This window comes from Novosphingobium sp. FSW06-99 (genome assembly GCF_001519065.1).
In the GTDB taxonomy this organism is placed as follows: domain Bacteria; phylum Pseudomonadota; class Alphaproteobacteria; order Sphingomonadales; family Sphingomonadaceae; genus Novosphingobium.
In genome coordinates this window covers 60,164-75,702 of the sequence record NZ_KQ954255.1, presented here as the reverse complement: position 1 = coordinate 75,702, position 15,539 = coordinate 60,164, and the positions used below count along the sequence as shown (strand labels likewise).

11 protein-coding genes are annotated in these 15,539 nt (G+C 65.0%); 6 read left to right on the top strand and 5 right to left on the bottom strand.

Annotated elements, in window-relative coordinates:
• The first annotated feature begins 24 nt into the window (after window positions 1–24).
• Window positions 25–1,305, top strand: coding sequence for an ammonium transporter (locus tag AQZ49_RS09215; RefSeq protein ID WP_067615010.1), 1,281 nt, complete (start codon window positions 25–27; stop codon window positions 1,303–1,305).
• 3 nt (window positions 1,306–1,308) lie between these two features.
• On the opposite strand, the gene AQZ49_RS09210 is transcribed toward AQZ49_RS09215, so the two are convergent.
• From AQZ49_RS09210 to AQZ49_RS09190, 5 genes are all read right to left on the bottom strand, one after another.
• Window positions 1,309–2,718: an NAD(P)H-dependent flavin oxidoreductase gene (locus AQZ49_RS09210; RefSeq protein WP_067615009.1), complete on the bottom strand. Its 1,410-nt coding sequence runs from the start codon at window positions 2,716–2,718 to the stop codon at window positions 1,309–1,311.
• Window positions 2,719–2,900: 182 nt separating this feature from the next.
• On the bottom strand, window positions 2,901–4,028 hold the full coding sequence (gene prfB, locus AQZ49_RS09205; protein ID WP_067615008.1) for a peptide chain release factor 2: 1,128 nt from the start codon (window positions 4,026–4,028) through the stop codon (window positions 2,901–2,903).
• 151 nt (window positions 4,029–4,179) lie between these two features.
• Window positions 4,180–4,731: a peroxiredoxin gene (locus tag AQZ49_RS09200; protein ID WP_067615007.1), complete on the bottom strand. Its 552-nt coding sequence runs from the start codon at window positions 4,729–4,731 to the stop codon at window positions 4,180–4,182.
• Window positions 4,732–4,806: 75 nt separating this feature from the next.
• A complete protein-coding gene (locus tag AQZ49_RS09195) occupies window positions 4,807–7,338 on the bottom strand; it encodes a penicillin-binding protein 1A (RefSeq protein WP_067615006.1) in 2,532 nt (843 codons plus the stop codon).
• Between the two features lie 98 nt (window positions 7,339–7,436).
• Entirely contained in the window at window positions 7,437–8,360 is a 924-nt protein-coding gene (locus tag AQZ49_RS09190) for an N-acetylmuramoyl-L-alanine amidase family protein (RefSeq protein WP_231739151.1), read from the bottom strand.
• Window positions 8,361–9,046: 686 nt separating this feature from the next.
• Here AQZ49_RS09190 and AQZ49_RS09185 point away from each other — a divergent pair.
• The 5 genes from AQZ49_RS09185 (at window position 9,047) to zapE (ending at window position 15,229) form a co-directional block, all read left to right on the top strand.
• Window positions 9,047–11,836 (top strand): Rne/Rng family ribonuclease, encoded by a 2,790-nt coding sequence (locus AQZ49_RS09185; protein WP_067615004.1) that lies wholly within the window; start codon window positions 9,047–9,049, stop codon window positions 11,834–11,836.
• Between the two features lie 71 nt (window positions 11,837–11,907).
• Window positions 11,908–12,717 carry a carbon-nitrogen hydrolase family protein gene (locus tag AQZ49_RS09180; protein WP_067615003.1) on the top strand — a complete coding sequence of 270 codons (810 nt, stop codon included), beginning with the start codon at window positions 11,908–11,910 and terminating at the stop codon, window positions 12,715–12,717.
• 111 nt (window positions 12,718–12,828) lie between these two features.
• Window positions 12,829–13,611, top strand: coding sequence for a succinate dehydrogenase iron-sulfur subunit (locus AQZ49_RS09175; protein ID WP_067615378.1), 783 nt, complete (start codon window positions 12,829–12,831; stop codon window positions 13,609–13,611).
• A gap of 16 nt (window positions 13,612–13,627) precedes the next feature.
• Window positions 13,628–14,098: a PaaI family thioesterase gene (locus AQZ49_RS09170; protein ID WP_067615002.1), complete on the top strand. Its 471-nt coding sequence runs from the start codon at window positions 13,628–13,630 to the stop codon at window positions 14,096–14,098.
• Window positions 14,099–15,229: a cell division protein ZapE gene (zapE, locus tag AQZ49_RS09165; RefSeq protein WP_067615001.1), complete on the top strand. Its 1,131-nt coding sequence runs from the start codon at window positions 14,099–14,101 to the stop codon at window positions 15,227–15,229.
• Window positions 15,230–15,539 lie beyond the last annotated feature (310 nt).

Below are 15,539 nucleotides of genomic sequence, written 5' to 3'. Positions count from 1 at the left end.
TGTCTGGGGCATGAGGGGGCGGACATGACCAAGCATCACACATCGCTGTTCATCGGCCTGGCGCTCGCGCTGGCCCCTGCCCTGGCGCACGCGCAAGCCGAGGCCGCCGAAGCGGTGGTCGACAGCGGCGACACCGCTTTCGTGCTCGGCGCCGGTTTGCTGGCGCTGGCGATGATCGTGCCGGGCGTGGTGCTGGCCGTGGGCGGCCAGGTGCGCGCGCGCGCGTTTGCTGCGCTGGCAACCGAAGTCGGGGCGATTGCGGCGGCGGTTTCGCTGCTATGGGTGCTGGTCGGCTACACGCTGGCATTCGGCGCGGTTTCCAACGGCTGGCTGGGTGGCGGCAACGCATGGATGCTGATCGACCTTGCCAATGTGCGCGGCGACAGCGCGGTACCCGAAGTGGTGTTCGTGCTGTTGCAACTGGGCTTTGCCGTGCTGGCGGGCACATTGTTGACCGGGGCCTGGGCCGAACGTGGCAATCTTGCATGGATCGTGCCGTTCGCCGGGTTGTGGAGCATTCTGGTCTATGCGCCACTGGCGCACTGGATCTGGGGTGGCGGCTGGCTGGCGGCGCGTCTGGGCACGGTCGACTATGGCGGCGCGCTGGTGGTGCATGGCGCTGTCGGCGTGTCTGCGCTGGTGATCACGCTGTTGCTGGGGCGGCGCGCCCGCTTCGCCGGGGCCGAAACCGCGCCCGGCCACGCGCCCGCGCTGGCACTGGCCGGCACCGGCATGATCTGGATCGCGCTGATGGCGTTGACCGCCGGGGCAACCCTGGCGGCGAGCGACGATGCAGGATCGGCGCTGATCAACCTGCAGGCCGCCGCCGCCGCCGGGGCGCTGGTATGGCTGCTGATCGACGCGATCACCCTGGGGCGGCCCGGCCCCACCGGTCTGACAAGCGGTGCGCTGGCCGGGTTGGTCGCAGCCAGCGCCGCCGCACAGGCGATGGCACCGGGCGCTGCGATGGTGGCGGGCGTGGTCGGCGCGCTGGCCGCGTGGTCGGCCGCGCGCCTGCTGCGCGCCGCGCTGATCGACGATGCGGTCGGTCTGGTGGCGGTGCATGGCGTCGGCGGGCTGGCCGGGGCGATGCTGGCCGCGCCGCTGATCGCCGGAACGCTGGGCGGCGGCGGCTATGCCCACGGCATGGGCCCGGTGCGCCAGGTGATCGCCCAGGCGATCGGCGCGGGCGTGGTGGTGGCGTGGAGCGCGATCGGCACTGCCATTGCCGCCCTGATGGTGGCGATGGTCGTGCCGATGCGCATCAGCGAAGCCGCCGAGACCGCCCCGTCAGACGCGGGGTGATACTCAGTCGCCGGTCAGGATGCGATCGACCAGTTGCTTCACCGTCGGGGTGAAGTTGTTGGAATAGAACGGGTCCTGCTTGAAGCGATAGGCGGCATGCCCGGCAAACATCAGGTTCTGCTGGATATCGCCGCCATGCGCGATGTCCTGCAGCGTCTTTTGGATGCAGAAACTGCGCGGATCGGCCAGTCGCCCGGTCGAATAGTCATCGTGGTCTTTCCACGAGGAAAATCCGCAATGCGACAGGCAGCCCATGCAATCGGCCTGATCGACGCGAATGGTATCGCGTTCGGCGCCCGAAACGAACACCACCGTATCATCGGGAGTGCGCAAGGCATGTTCGAACCCTTGCGCCGCCCAGCCGCGCGCGCGATCGAGATCGACCGGCGTCACCCAGAAATTCTTGCCACGCACGCCGACATCGAGTTGCACGGTGTGTTCGCCCGCAGATACGCGCGAATAGGGAATCTGGCGTTCGCTGCGCGCTTCAAGGCTGCGCAGGAACGGATTGCGCACCGCCGAGGAATAGAATCCCGTCGGCGAAAAGCGGTGAAGCAGCACATCGCCCGGATCGAGTTCGCGCAGATGATCCTTCCACGCCTGCGGGATAGGGCTTTCCTCAGTCAACAAGGGCCGCGTGCCGAACTGAAAGGCGATCGCGCCAAGATCGGGATTGTCGATCCAGTTGTTCCATTCGCGCAGGAACCATACGCCACCGGCCATGATGATCGGCACGTCGTCCGACACGCCTTCGGCGCGCATCGTGTCGCGCAGCGCCTTGACGCGGGGATAGGGATCCTCGGGCTTGCGCGGGTCTTCGGCGTTGGACAGCCCGTTGTGCCCGCCGGCCAGCCAGGGGTCTTCATAGACCACCGCCGCCAGCAGATGCGCCACTTTGTGGTAGGCGCGTTTCCACAGCGCGCGGAACGCGCGGCCCGATGACACGATCGGCAGGTAATTCACATTGAAGCGGGCGGCGATTTCCGACAGCTTGTAGGGCATGCCCGCGCCGCAGGTGACCCCGGTGACCAGGCCACGGGTCTTTTCCAGCACGCCTTCGAGCACGGCCTGCGCCCCGCCCATTTCCCACAGCACGTTGATGTTGATCGCGCCCTGGCCGCCGGAAATCTCGTGCGCGCGCTGCACCTGCTCAACCGCGCCGTCGATGGCATAGCGGATCAGTTGCTCATGGCGTTCGCGCCGCGTGAGCTGAGGATAGAGCTGGGGCACGATCTTGCCGGTCGGATCGTAGCTGTCGGCATTCACCGCGCTGACCGTGCCGATTCCACCCGCCGCCGCCCAGGCGCCCGAACTCGCATGATTGGTGGCGGCAACCCCCTTGCCCCCCTCGATCAGCGGCCAGACTTCGCGTCCTCCGTAAACAATGGGCTTCAAACCTTTGAAAACAGACATATCACACTTTCAACCCTGCCACCGCCGGAATCCAGCGATCCGGCCCGCAGCCCCACAACCCTTGCGATCGGCCGCCTTGTTACCCCACCGGGCCGCCGTTGGCGCACAAGTTAGGCGCAAATGTATCAAAGCGCAAAGAGCATTGCCTTTTTTTTGACAAAATTGAGCCGAACCGATCACGCTCAATCATCGTCTGACACGGCCACCTTTTCGCCGGTCACGCGTTGCGACAGCGCGGCGGCCATGAACGGATCGAGCGCACCATCGAGCACTTCGCCCGGATTGGTCGAAACCACCCCGGTGCGCAGATCCTTGACCTGCTGATAAGGCTGCAAGACGTAGGAACGGATCTGGTGACCCCAGCCGATTTCGGTCTTGGCAGCATAGTCGCTACTGGCGACGGCTTCGCGTTTGGCCAGTTCAGCCTCGTACAGCCGGGCGCGCAGCATGCCCATCGCGGTGGCGCGGTTCTTGTGCTGGCTGCGGTCCTGCTGGCTGGCGACGATGATCCCGCTGGGGACGTGGGTGATCCGCACCGCCGAATCGGTGGTGTTGATGTGCTGGCCGCCCGCGCCCGAGGCGCGATAGGTATCCACTTTCAGATCGGCCGGGTTGATATCGATATCGATGTTGTCATCGATTTCGGGATAGACCCAGATCGAGCTGAACGAGGTGTGCCGCCGCGCCGAGCTGTCATAAGGACTGATCCGGACCAGTCGGTGAACGCCGCTTTCGGTCTTGGCATAGCCATAGGCGTTTTCGCCCTTGATCAGCAGCGTGGCGCTCTTGATGCCGGCGGCTTCGCCCGCGTGATAGTCGACCAGTTCGACTTTGTAACCGTGGCGTTCGCCCCAGCGGGTGTACATCCGCTGCAACATTTCGGCCCAGTCCTGGCTTTCGGTGCCACCTGCCCCGGCATGGACTTCAAGAAACGCGTTGTTGGCATCGGCTTCGCCCGCCAGCAGCGCCTGGACTTTGTCAGCATCGGCGCGGTTGGCCAGCGCCGCCAGTGTTTCCAGCCCTTCGGCGACGATCGCATCGTCGCCTTCGGCTTCGCCCAGTTCGATGAATTCGATGGCATCGGCCATTTCCTGGCCGATCTGGTTGACGGTGCCGATCGACGCTTCCAGCCGGCGGCGTTCGCGCATCACGGTCTCGGCCTGCTTGGGATCGTCCCACAGCCGCGGATCCTCGACCCGCGCATTGAGTTCGTCCAGCCGCCGCACCGCGCGGTCCCAGTCGAGAAACTTGCGGACCAGCGCCAGTGCGCTTTCGATGCGATCGATATGGGCCTGCCCTTCGGCACGCATGACAGTTTACACTCCACCATCCGGCCACGCGGCCGGGTCAAGACAACGACAAGCTGCGCCGCTTAGAACCTCTTGGAAAATTCGCAATGCGAATCTCTATGCGCGGCGCCAGCCTGGCGCCGCGCATGGCCGGGCCACCCGTGGCGCGGCGTCAGTGTTCGTGGTTCAGCTTTTGCACCACGGCCAGCGTCTGTTCGACATGGCTGTGCCAATCCATGTCGGTATGCGCGAACGCGATCTTGCCATCGGGGGTGATCACATAGCTGGTGCGGCTCGACAGGCCAGTGTCCTTGCCATTGGCGATCAGCGGCACGTCATAGGCCTTGATCACATCGGGCGATGCCGAAGCCACGGTGAACTTGTCACGGCATTCGAGCGAGGAAAACTTTTCCAGCGATTCGATCCCGTCGTTCGACATGCCGACCACGGTGGCCCCGGCCCTGGCGAAATCGGCGCTGGCATCGGCAAAGGCATGCGCTTCCAGCGTGCAGCCCTGGGTAAACGCCTTGGGATAGAAATAGAGCACCACCGCGCCCTTTGCGAGCAGCGCCCTGAGCGAAACCGGCAGCGGCTTTCCGGCCAGCGCGCCCTGCGTGCTGAAATCGGGCGCGGTGGTTCCCACGGCGAGTTCGGCATGGGCCGCCAGCGGAGCCAGCGCGAGCGAAAGCGCGGCAGCGGCCGCAGCGATGGGATGCTTGATCATGCCCGCAGCGATACCACAGTTGCACGTGCTCTCAAGCGCAGAGATGGCCTGCCCGAAAAGGCAGGGCACAGACCATCAATAGACCGTGCCCTGATCTTCGCCGGTGTCGTCGACCGCTCCGGCGGCGGCGCCATAGCGCGCGGCATAGGCCTTGCGCAGCGCATCGAGCACGGCTTCGCGCGTCGATACCTGCAGATCGCGGCTGGTACGGCGCGGCTCGCTGTCGGGCTTGAACGCCTCCCAGATCACCGCTGCCTTGGGGTCGCGATCATCGGGGGTGCCTTCGAACACGTGCTTGCCCGAAACCCGGTCGATCTTGGCCATCCGCACGCCTTCGGGGGCAACAAACGGGATCGGATGCCACTGATCGCGCGTTTCCTGCACGAATTGCCTGAACACCGGTGCGGCCACGCGCCCGCCCTGGGCATAGCCGCCCAGGCTGCGCGGCTGATCATAACCCAGATAGATTCCGGCGATGATGCGCGGCGATCCGCCGACGAACCACACGTTGGTCGGCCCGGTGGTCGTACCGGTCTTGCCGAACAGCGGCAGATCGAGATCGCGCAAGGATGCCGCCGTGCCGCGCACGATCACCCCTTCTAGCATATGCACCACCTGATAGGCCGTGCGCGGATCGATCGCCTGGCGCCCGGTCGGCTTGAACCGGGGCATCGCCCGCCCGTCCCACTGCGCCATGTTGCAGGTGTCGCAGGCGCGCTTGTCGGCGCGCCAGATCACCTTGCCGTTGCGATCCTGCACATAATCGACCAGCGTCTGGTCGTGCAGGCGGCCATGATCGGCCAGCGCGCCATAAGCATTGACCATGCGCGCCACCGTGGTGTCGCCCGCGCCCAGCGCCATCGACAGATAAGGCGCATAATTGCCAATGCCGACCGCCTTGATCGTGCGCACGACTTTTTCCATGCCGATATCGTTGGCGATGCGCACGGTCATCAGGTTGCGCGACTGTTCCAGCCCCCAGCGCATGGTGTGGCTGCCACCGCCGCCTTCATCGCCAAAGTTCTTGAAGCATTTCTGTCCCAGCGCGGCCCCCTGATAGACGCAGAACGTGCCGTCGAGCACGATCGAGGCCGGGGTCATGCCATTGTCGAGCGCGGTCGCATAGACAAACGGCTTGATCGCCGAACCGGGCTGGCGATTGGCCTGGGTCGCACGGTTGAACGAGCCCAGATGCGCGTCGAACCCGCCCTGCATTGCCAGCACCCGGCCATTTTCAGGATCCTGCACGACCATCCCGCCCGATACTTCGGGAATGATGCGCAGCGCCCAATCCCCGCCGTTGGGGGCCACCGCAACCACGTCGCCAGGTCTGATCGTGTCGAACAGCCCCGACACATCGCCCGTGCTGCCATCGGCAAAACCGATCCGCCCGGCCGAGCCCGCGCGTTCCAGGATGACCCCTACGCGCCAGTCGAGATAGCGGATCGAAATGTTGCTGCCGATCAGTTCGCCCTGCCAGTGCGCCGGATCGACCGTGGCGATCGGGCCGTGCCAGCCGTGCCCGGCAGCATAGCGCAACAGCCCGGCGCGCAGCGAATCCTGCGCGGCGGTCTGCAGTTTCGGATCGAGCGAAGTGCGCACCCACAGCCCGCCGGCATAGACGCTGTTGGGGCCGTCATCGGCGTTTTCACCGAACTGGTCGATCAGTTGGCGGCGCACTTCTTCAAGGAAATAGCCCGCGTCATTGGTGTAGTTGTCGGCATGGCGCGGCACCAGCCCGAGCGGTTGCGCCTTGGCCGCATCGGCCTGGATGCGAGAGACATAGCCATTCTTGACCATCTGATCGAGCACCCAGTTGCGCCGCGCCATCGCCTTGTCGGCCGATTTGGCGCGTCCGTAATCCTCGGGTGCCTTGGGCAGGATGGCCAGAAACGCCACTTGCTGCAGGTTGAGATCGCCGACGTCCTTGTCGAAATAGGCGCGCGCCGCTGCCTGCACGCCAAAGCTCTGCCGCCCGAGCGCGATTTCGTTGAGATAGAGTTCGAGGATCTGCTGTTTGGTCAGCAGCGATTCGATGCGCAACGCCAGGAGCATCTCCTTGAACTTGCGCCCAAACGAATATTCATTGCCGATCAACAGGTTCTTGGCCACCTGCTGGGTGATCGTCGACCCGCCGCGCGACCGTGCACCGGTGCCGAGCTTGGTCGCATAGTCGATCGCCGCCCCGGCCAGACCGGTGATATCGACGCCGTGGTGCGAAAAGAACGACTTGTCTTCCGCCGACAGGAACGCCCCGATCAGCGGTTGGGGAAAATCGACAAAGCGCAGCTCGACACGCCGTTCGCGCGCATAGGACGAGACGATTTCACCATCGTTGCCGCGCACCATTGTCGGCAACGGCGGCTGATAGGTCAGCAACTTGTCGGCGCTGGGCAGACTGCGCAGGACCAGCACCCACAGCGCCCCGTAAAGCAGCGCCAGCACCAGCACCGAAACCGCCAGCCAGCGCGACCAGCGCCGCCCGCCAACCCCGTGCCACACACGCCTGATCCAGCCCGAACCATGGCGGCGCAGGCGAAAGGACACGGGACCGGGCTCGGTCGGGTCTTGCGGCGGGGTGTCGTCGGGCGGGGTATCGTTGGCCATCGTCGCGGGGCTTTAAAGCAGGTTCGGCGATTTGCAAAATGGCACTGACGGGTGCGCACAACGTTTACCGGCGCGCGGGCGGAACGGACGGTGCGCCATCATCCGCTCGGGGCCGTGGCCTGGCTGGCGAGGAAAATCTCGATCGCGTGTGCCACCGCCTTGCCGAATTCGTCGCGCCAGGCGCGCGACTGCATCTCGCGCACGTCTTCGGGGCTGCTGATATAGCCGGCCTCAAGCAGCACCGAGGGCAGATCGAGCGATTTGAGCACCACGAAGGCCGCCTGTTGCAGCGGTTGCTGGCGAAACCGGAAATGCCCGTCACCCTCGCGCCGGATCAGCGCGGCGAACGCCAGGCTTTGCGTGCGCATGCGCTGTTGCGAAAGATCGACCAGGAATTGCGAGACCGCGTCGTTCTGTCCGCCCAGCGCCACGCCGTTGACGGTATCGACCCGGTTTTCGTGTGCCGCCGCCGCATCGGCCAGCGCGTCGGAGCCTTTGTCGGACAGCGTATAGACGGTCGCCCCGGTGGCATCGGCGCCATCGACCGCATCGGCGTGGATCGACAGGAACAGATCGGCGTGCAACCGTTGCGCGATGCCCGAGCGTTCGGGCAAGACCAGATACCGATCATCCGACCGGGTCAGGGCCACACGCACCCGACCGTCGGCCAGCAGCGCATCGCGCACCGCCAGCGCCAGCGCCAGGGCCAGCGTCTTTTCATGCGCCCCACCCGGCCCGCCGGCGCCCGGATCACGCCCGCCATGCCCGGCATCGATCACCACCAGCGGACGGCTGGCATCGGCCGGGCCCTCGATCGGCGGCAACCCGATCGGCCGCGCTCCGTCGGGCAGGGTCAACCGCACGACATAGGCCGGCATCGCGGTGCGCCCGGTCATGGCGTGGTGCAACCACAGACCCAGCACCAGCAGAGGCACGACAAAGCCGGCCGCGATCGCGCCGATCGCCATCCGTCCGCGCAGCCCGCTGCCCCGCAAATTCGGCCTGAAATCTGACCCTGACACGCCCATCCGGCAACCGTATGTCCCACGCGCCCTTTGCCCGAAAGTTCCTTTGCGGCAAGCGTGACAGCAGCGCAATGCAGTCCTTCGACTGATCCGGCACAAAAAAGGCGCCGGTCCGGTTACAGTCGCGCGCGAGTTTTAATTGCTGCTTTGCATTTGCAGTGCTAGCAAGCCCAATACCGGGGAATGCCCGCATCGGAACCAGCCACATATGACGCCCTGTTCGGGCAAATGTGGCGAGAGAAGTCCGTTGGCAGGATGAACCGGTTGTGAATGCGCGGGAAAAAGGCACGGATTGGCGTGCCCCTTGCCTGCGCCAAAGGTTGATGCCGAAATGACGAGCCGTATTTCCAGCCTGACGAAGCGCCCCACGGGGGCCCTTCGCGGTTGGAATTTCGGCGTTTTGCCGATCTGCGGCGGTTTGCCGATGTTCGACATGACGCCGGATAATGGCAAAGCCTGGCTTGCGCGCCTGTCGCCGCGCAGCGTTGTTTCAGCAGATGCACACCAACCGCCGCCGGGCGGCGAGCACAACGGGCCTGTGCCCGCGCTCCGAACCGGCAAACCCGCATTCGCGAACCGCCACGCCGGAACAACCTTGTTCGGCACGCGCGGTCGCGCCTCAGCAATATACCGCGCCCAGATCCCGGGATACGTCCCGCGGCCGCGCGGCTGGAGATTATTTGATGACAACGCGCATGCTTATCGATGCGCGCCACCCCGAAGAAACCCGGGTGGCGGTGCTCAAAGGCAACCGGATTGAAGAATTCGATTTCGAATCTGCCGACCACAAGCAAATCAAGGGCAATATCTATCTTGCCAAAGTAACGCGGGTCGAACCCTCGTTGCAGGCAGCTTTTGTTGATTTTGGTGGCAATCGCCACGGTTTTCTGGCCTTCAGCGAAATCCATCCGGATTACTATCAGATCCCCAAGGAGGATCGCGAAGCCCTGCTCGCCGAAGAAGCGCGTCACGCCGAAGAAGAGGCCGCGCTGCGCGCCGCCGACGAGGATGACGACGAAGACTATGGCGAAGGCGGCTTTGACGGGCCGGATTCGTTCGAAGAGGGCGTGACCGAAGTCGACAACGGCGACAAGCACCAGGTCTCGACGATCGAAGGCGGGGTGATCGACAACGAATTCGACCACGACAGCGAAGACGGCGATCAGCATGACACCGCGCATGGCGATCATGGCGAAGGCGAGGCCGAAAATGGTCAGCGCCGGGGCCGTGGCCGCCGTCGCCAGAGCCGTGGCCAGGCCAAGGAAGCCGATGAGCTGCGCGCGCGCCGCCTGGCGCTGCGCCGCCGTTACAAGATCCAGGATGTGATCCAGCGCCGCCAGGTGCTGCTGGTCCAGGTGGTCAAGGAAGAACGGGGCAACAAGGGCGCGGCGCTGACCACTTATCTCAGCCTGGCCGGTCGTTATTGCGTGCTCATGCCCAATTCCAGCCATGGCGGCGGGATCAGCCGCAAGATCAATTCGGCATCCGACCGCAAGCGGCTGAAATCGATCATTGCCGAACTGGCGCTGCCCAAAACGATGAGCTGCATCGTGCGCACCGCGGGGCTGCAACGCACCAAGACCGAGATCAAGCGCGATTTCGACTATCTGGCGCGGCTGTGGGACGAGATTCGCGAAAACACCATCCGTTCGGTCGCCCCGGCGCTGATCCATTCGGACAGCGACCTGATCAAGCGCGCGATCCGCGACATCTATAACCGCGACATCGAAGAAGTCGTGGTCGAAGGCGAAGGCGGCTATCGCGCCGCCAAGGACTTCATGAAGCTGCTGATGCCCAGCCACGCCAAGCGCGTGCGGCCATATGCCGATCCCGTCCCGCTGTTCCAGCGCTATGGCGCCGAGGACCAGTTGACCGCGATGTATGACCCCGTGGTGCAATTGCGCAGCGGCGGCTATCTGGTGATCAACCCTACCGAAGCACTGGTATCGATCGACATCAACTCGGGCCGTTCGACCAAGGAACACGGCATCGAGGCGACCGCGGTGTCGACCAACCTCGAAGCCGCGCGCGAAATCGCCCGCCAATTGCGCCTGCGCGACATGGCCGGGCTGGTCGTGATCGACTTTATCGACATGGAATACGGATCGAACGTCCGCAAAGTCGAAAAGGCGATGAAGGACGCGCTCAAGGACGATCGGGCGCGCATCCAGGTCGGGCGCATTTCGGGCTTTGGCCTCATGGAAATGAGCCGCCAGCGGTTGCGCACCGGCGTGCTCGAAGCGACCACCCGCGGCTGCCCGCACTGCGACGGGTCGGGGCTGGTTCGCACCGCCTCGTCGGCCGGGCTGTCGGCGCTGCGCATGATCGAGGACGAAGCCGCCAAGGGCAAGGGCAACGTCATCACGCTCTATGCCAGCCAGGAAGCGGCGATCTACGTGCTCAACGCCAAGCGCGGCGATCTGGCCGAGATCGAGGCGCGCTATGGCGTCACGGTTGAAGTGATCCCCGAAGGCGAGAACGAAGGCGCCAAGATGCGCGTCGCCTCGCGCGGGCCCCGGCCCGAGTTCACACCGCGCTTCGAACCGATCCTCGAACCCGTCGAAGACGACCTGATCGAGGACGAGGAAGAGGACGAAGAGGACGAAGCCGAAGACGACACCGATCGCGACACCCCGCGTGAAGGCGGCGAAAGCGCAGGCGACGCCAGCCGTCGCAAGCGCCGTCGCCGCCGTCGTGGCCGCAACCGCGACCGTCGCGAAGATGGCGACACCCCCCGCGAAGCCGGCAGCGGCGAAGAGGGCGGTGACGAAGCCGACGAGGACGAGCCGGCCAGCGAGGGCGCAGCCGCAACTGCGGTCGAAAACGGTGATGAGGCTGGCGGTGAAGGCCGTCGCAAGCGGCGTCGCCGCAATCGGCGCCGTCGCAATCGCGACGGGTCGCCGGTTGGTGACGCGCAGGGCGATGAATCGGCTGACGAAGCGGATGACGGTGATGACGCGCAGGCCGATACGGCAAGCGGTGACGAAGCGGCGCCTGTCGCTGTCGAAGCCGAACCGGTCGCTGCCGAAGCATTGCCCGAGGCGCCGGCCAAGCCCAAGCGCAGCCGTCGCAAAAAGGCCGACGCGGTCGCACCCGAAGCGGTGATCGAGGCCCCTGCCCCGATCGAAGTCGTGGTCGAAGCAGAAGCCCCGGTCGAAGCCGAAGCACCGGCCAAGCCCAAGCGTGGCCGTCGCAAGAAAGCCGACATCGAACAGGCCGAAGCGTCTGCGCCGGTTGACGTCGTGGTTGAAGCTGCCGTCGTTGAAGCTGAGGTCGAGGCCCCGGCCAAGCCCAAGCGCGCGCGCCGCAAGAAAGCCGACGCCGCGCCGGCCGAAGCAGTCGTTGAAATCGTGACCGAAACCGCCGTCGAGCCTGCTGCCGAATCCGAACCGGCAAGCGACGGCGAAACCGCACCGGTCGATGCACCCGCCTCGCCCCGGCGCGGCTGGTGGCAGCGCACCTTCGGCGAGTGACCAGGAGCCATCTGCCCGATCGTTCAGCCCTCGCCGGGTGGACGATCGGGCGGACGCCCGGTGATTGAACGATGACCTACTCCAAACCCCCACTTCGCCTTGCCTTGTGGCAACAGCCCGGCGCCTGCGGCCAGCCCGATGCCATGATCGACCGCCTGGCCGCGCTGCTCGACAGCGGCGCGCTGGCGCAGGCCGATCTGCTGGTGCTGCCCGAATTGTGGACCAGTGGCTATTTCGATGCCAGTGCGGTGGCCGACGCCAGCGATCAGGCCGATGGTGATCGGCAAAACCGGATCGCCGCACTGGCCCGGCGGCACGGCCTGGCGATTGCCTATGGATATCCGGAACTGGCCGAAGGGCAGCGGTTTAACACCGTGCGGCTGATCGCGCCCGATGGCACCACCCTGCTGACCTATCGCAAGGTCAATCTCTGGTCCGATTACGAACGCGCGCTATTCGCCGCCGGAACCATGCCCAGCGCGATTGCCGAATATCGCGGCTGGCGGATCGGATTTTCAATCTGTTACGACACCGAATTTCCCGAAACCGTGCGCGATCTGGCGCTGCGCGGCGCCGATCTGGTGCTGGCGCCGACCGCCGCGGGCGATGAATTTCCGCTGGTGGCCGAAGCGGTGATTCGCGTGCGCGCGCTCGAAAACGGGGTGTGGCTGGCCTTTGCCAACCGGTCCGGCACCGAACACGGCTATCGCTTTGACGGACGCTCGGCGATCGTCGGGCCCGACGGGGTGGTGCGTGCGCGGGCGGAACATGACGAGTCGCTGCTGCTGGCCACGCTAGATCCCGATGCGCGGGCGGCCGCGCGCGCGCATTCGCCTTTCCTCGACGAATTGCGCTGGTCGGCGCCACACCTGCCAGGCTGATTGCACGATCAGACGCTTGCCCCTTGCGCCGGTTGCGCTAAGGACACATTCAAACGTTCGCACGTGCGGCAAGGCATCGGGCGAAAGGCCGCATCGCAAAAGGGTTTGGTCATGGCGACTTTCAGTCTTCCGAAGAATTCCACGATCACGGGCAAGGCCCGGCATCACGCCGCGCCGACGAGTGGCCGGGTGCGGAAGTTCAAGGTCTATCGCTATGACCCCGACAGCGGCGAAAACCCGCGCTATGACACCTTCGACATCGATCTCGACCAGTGCGGTCCGATGGTGCTCGACGCGCTGATCAAAATGAAATCGGATCAGGACCCCACGCTGACGTTCCGCCGGTCGTGCCGCGAAGGCATCTGCGGATCGTGCGCGATGAACATCAACGGTCGCAACGGCCTGGCCTGCACCACCGCGATCGAGGATCTGAAGGGCGAAGTGCGCATCACGCCGCTGCCGCATATGGAAGTGATCAAGGACCTGGTCCCCGATTTCACCCATTTCTATGCGCAATACGCCTCGATTCGCCCCTGGCTGCAGACGGTTTCGCCCACGCCATCGGGCAAAGAACGGCTGCAAAGTCCCGAACAGCGCGAAAAGCTTGACGGGTTGTACGAATGCATCCTGTGCGCGTGCTGTTCGACCTCGTGCCCCAGCTACTGGTGGAATTCGGACAAGTTCCTCGGCCCGGCGATCCTGCTGCAGGCCTATCGCTGGCTGGCCGACAGCCGCGACGAAATGACCGGCGAACGGCTCGACGAACTGGAAGATCCGTTCCGGCTCTATCGCTGCCACACGATCATGAACTGCGCCAATGTCTGCCCCAAGGGGCTGTCACCGGCGCATGCGATCGGCGAAATCAAGAAAATGCAGGCCGAACGCGCGATCTGATCGCGGCGCCACGATCGTGACAGAATCAACGCCCGATTTCGTGCGCCGGCCGGCGGCAGATCATCCCGGCTGGGATAGCTGGGATCTGGCCGACCAGACCCGTTTCAACGCGCAGACGATGGGTCGGCTGCTGGTGCGTGAAGAGACCGCACCGGGCGGCGCGCGCCAGGCGCGGTTGCGGATGTTTCCGGCGGTGCAGCACAGCAATCTGCTCGATGCGGTGCATGGTGGGGTCACGCTGGCGTTGATCGACATATCGCTGTTTGCCGCGATCCGCCTGCTGCTCGATGGCGATGCGGGCGGATCGGTGACGCTCGATCTGTCGACCCAGTTCATCGGCGCGGGCCGGATCGGCCAACCGCTCGATGCCGTGTGCGAAGTGCTGCGCGAAACACGGCGGCTGGTGTTCCTGCGCGGCACGGTCGAACAGGACGGCCATCTTGTCGCCGCCTACAACGGCACCGTGCGCAAACCTTCGGCACGCTGAATGCGGGTCAGCGATCGTTATGCGCAGCTCGTTGCGGCGGGCGAATTGCGCCCCGATCCCGAACAGGCCGCCGCTGCCGCGCGGCTCGACCGCTTGCAGCAGGAGCTGGAACATCCCGTCCCGGCGATGAGCCTGGTCGGGCGACTGTTTTCACGCAAGGCCGCCCCGCCCCCGCGCGGAGTCTATCTGTGGGGCAGTGTCGGGCGCGGCAAATCGATGCTGATGGACCTGTTCCACGACAATCTGGCGATCACCGCCAAGCGCCGGGTGCATTTCCACGAATTCATGCTCGATGTGCATGCGCGCCTGCACGAAGAGCGCAAGAAGGAAGTCGGCGATCCGATCCTGCCGGTGGCCGCCGCGCTGGCGGCAGACGCGCGGGTGCTGGCGTTCGACGAGATGGTCGTCAACAACAGCGCCGATGCGATGATCATGAGCCGGCTGTTCACCGCGCTGATCGAACGCCACAGCGTGGTCATCGTTACCACGTCGAACCGCGCGCCGACCGACTTGTACAAGGACGGGTTGAACCGCGAACACTTCCTGCCGTTCATCGCGCTGATCAAGGACCGGCTCGATGTGCTGGGGCTCAACGGCCCGACCGATTATCGCATGGACCGCATGCAGGGCGTCGGCACCTGGCATACCCCGGTGGGCGATGCCGCCACCGCGCAAGTGCGCGAGGCGTTTTTCCGCCTGACCGATTACCCCCCCGAAGACAGCGCCAATGTGCCCTCGGCCGAACTCGATGTCGGGGTCGGACGCACGCTGCATGTACCAAAGAGCCTGAAGGGCGTGGCGGTGTTCAGTTTCAAGCGGCTGTGTGTCGAGGCACGCGGCACGCCCGACTATCTGGCGATCGCGCGCAAATACCACACCGTGATCCTGGTCGCGATCCCGCTGCTGGGGCCCGAACGACGCAACGAGACGATGCGTTTCATCACGCTGATCGACGCGCTGTACGAACACAAGGTCAAGCTGATCGCGACGGCGGCGGCCGAGCCCGCCGCGCTCTACGACACCAGCCGGGGCGGCGATGACGAAGCCCGCTTTGCGTTTGATCGCACGGTCAGCCGACTGATGGAAATGCAATCGCGCGATTATCTGGCACTGGGCCACGGCGACGATTGATCGCAACGGGTTAACGTTGCCCGGTTGGCCGCATTTCACAGTCCCGAAATGAGACGAGGATCGAGGTCAGGTCGATTCGTGATCGGCCACCCGCGTTCATTTCGTTAACCGTGATTCGCGACCCTCAGGCCGCACAAACGAAAAAGCCCGCGCGAAGCGCGGGCTTTCCCAACTTTTTCGCTGCACTCAAACGCCACGGAAACCGGGCAATTTGTGTGGCAGCAGAGCCAAAAGCTTAGGGGTTGGTGCCGAGCAGCCAGCCCCAAAGGCTTCCGCGAGTCTGCGGTTTCTTCTTCATGTTATGTCCTCC

Excerpts from the sequence above, each read along its gene's own strand:
- AQZ49_RS09215 (WP_067615010.1), top strand. The coding sequence starts at position 25 with ATGACCAAGCATCACACATCGCTGTTCATCGGCCTGGCGCTCGCGCTG.
- AQZ49_RS09210 (WP_067615009.1), bottom strand. The coding sequence starts at position 2,718 with ATGTCTGTTTTCAAAGGTTTGAAGCCCATTGTTTACGGAGGACGCGAA.
- prfB (WP_067615008.1), bottom strand. The coding sequence starts at position 4,028 with ATGCGTGCCGAAGGGCAGGCCCATATCGATCGCATCGAAAGCGCACTG.
- AQZ49_RS09200 (WP_067615007.1), bottom strand. The coding sequence starts at position 4,731 with ATGATCAAGCATCCCATCGCTGCGGCCGCTGCCGCGCTTTCGCTCGCG.
- AQZ49_RS09195 (WP_067615006.1), bottom strand. The coding sequence starts at position 7,338 with ATGGCCAACGATACCCCGCCCGACGACACCCCGCCGCAAGACCCGACC.
- AQZ49_RS09185 (WP_067615004.1), top strand. The coding sequence starts at position 9,047 with ATGACAACGCGCATGCTTATCGATGCGCGCCACCCCGAAGAAACCCGG.
- AQZ49_RS09180 (WP_067615003.1), top strand. The coding sequence starts at position 11,908 with ATGACCTACTCCAAACCCCCACTTCGCCTTGCCTTGTGGCAACAGCCC.
- AQZ49_RS09175 (WP_067615378.1), top strand. The coding sequence starts at position 12,829 with ATGGCGACTTTCAGTCTTCCGAAGAATTCCACGATCACGGGCAAGGCC.
- zapE (WP_067615001.1), top strand. The coding sequence starts at position 14,099 with ATGCGGGTCAGCGATCGTTATGCGCAGCTCGTTGCGGCGGGCGAATTG.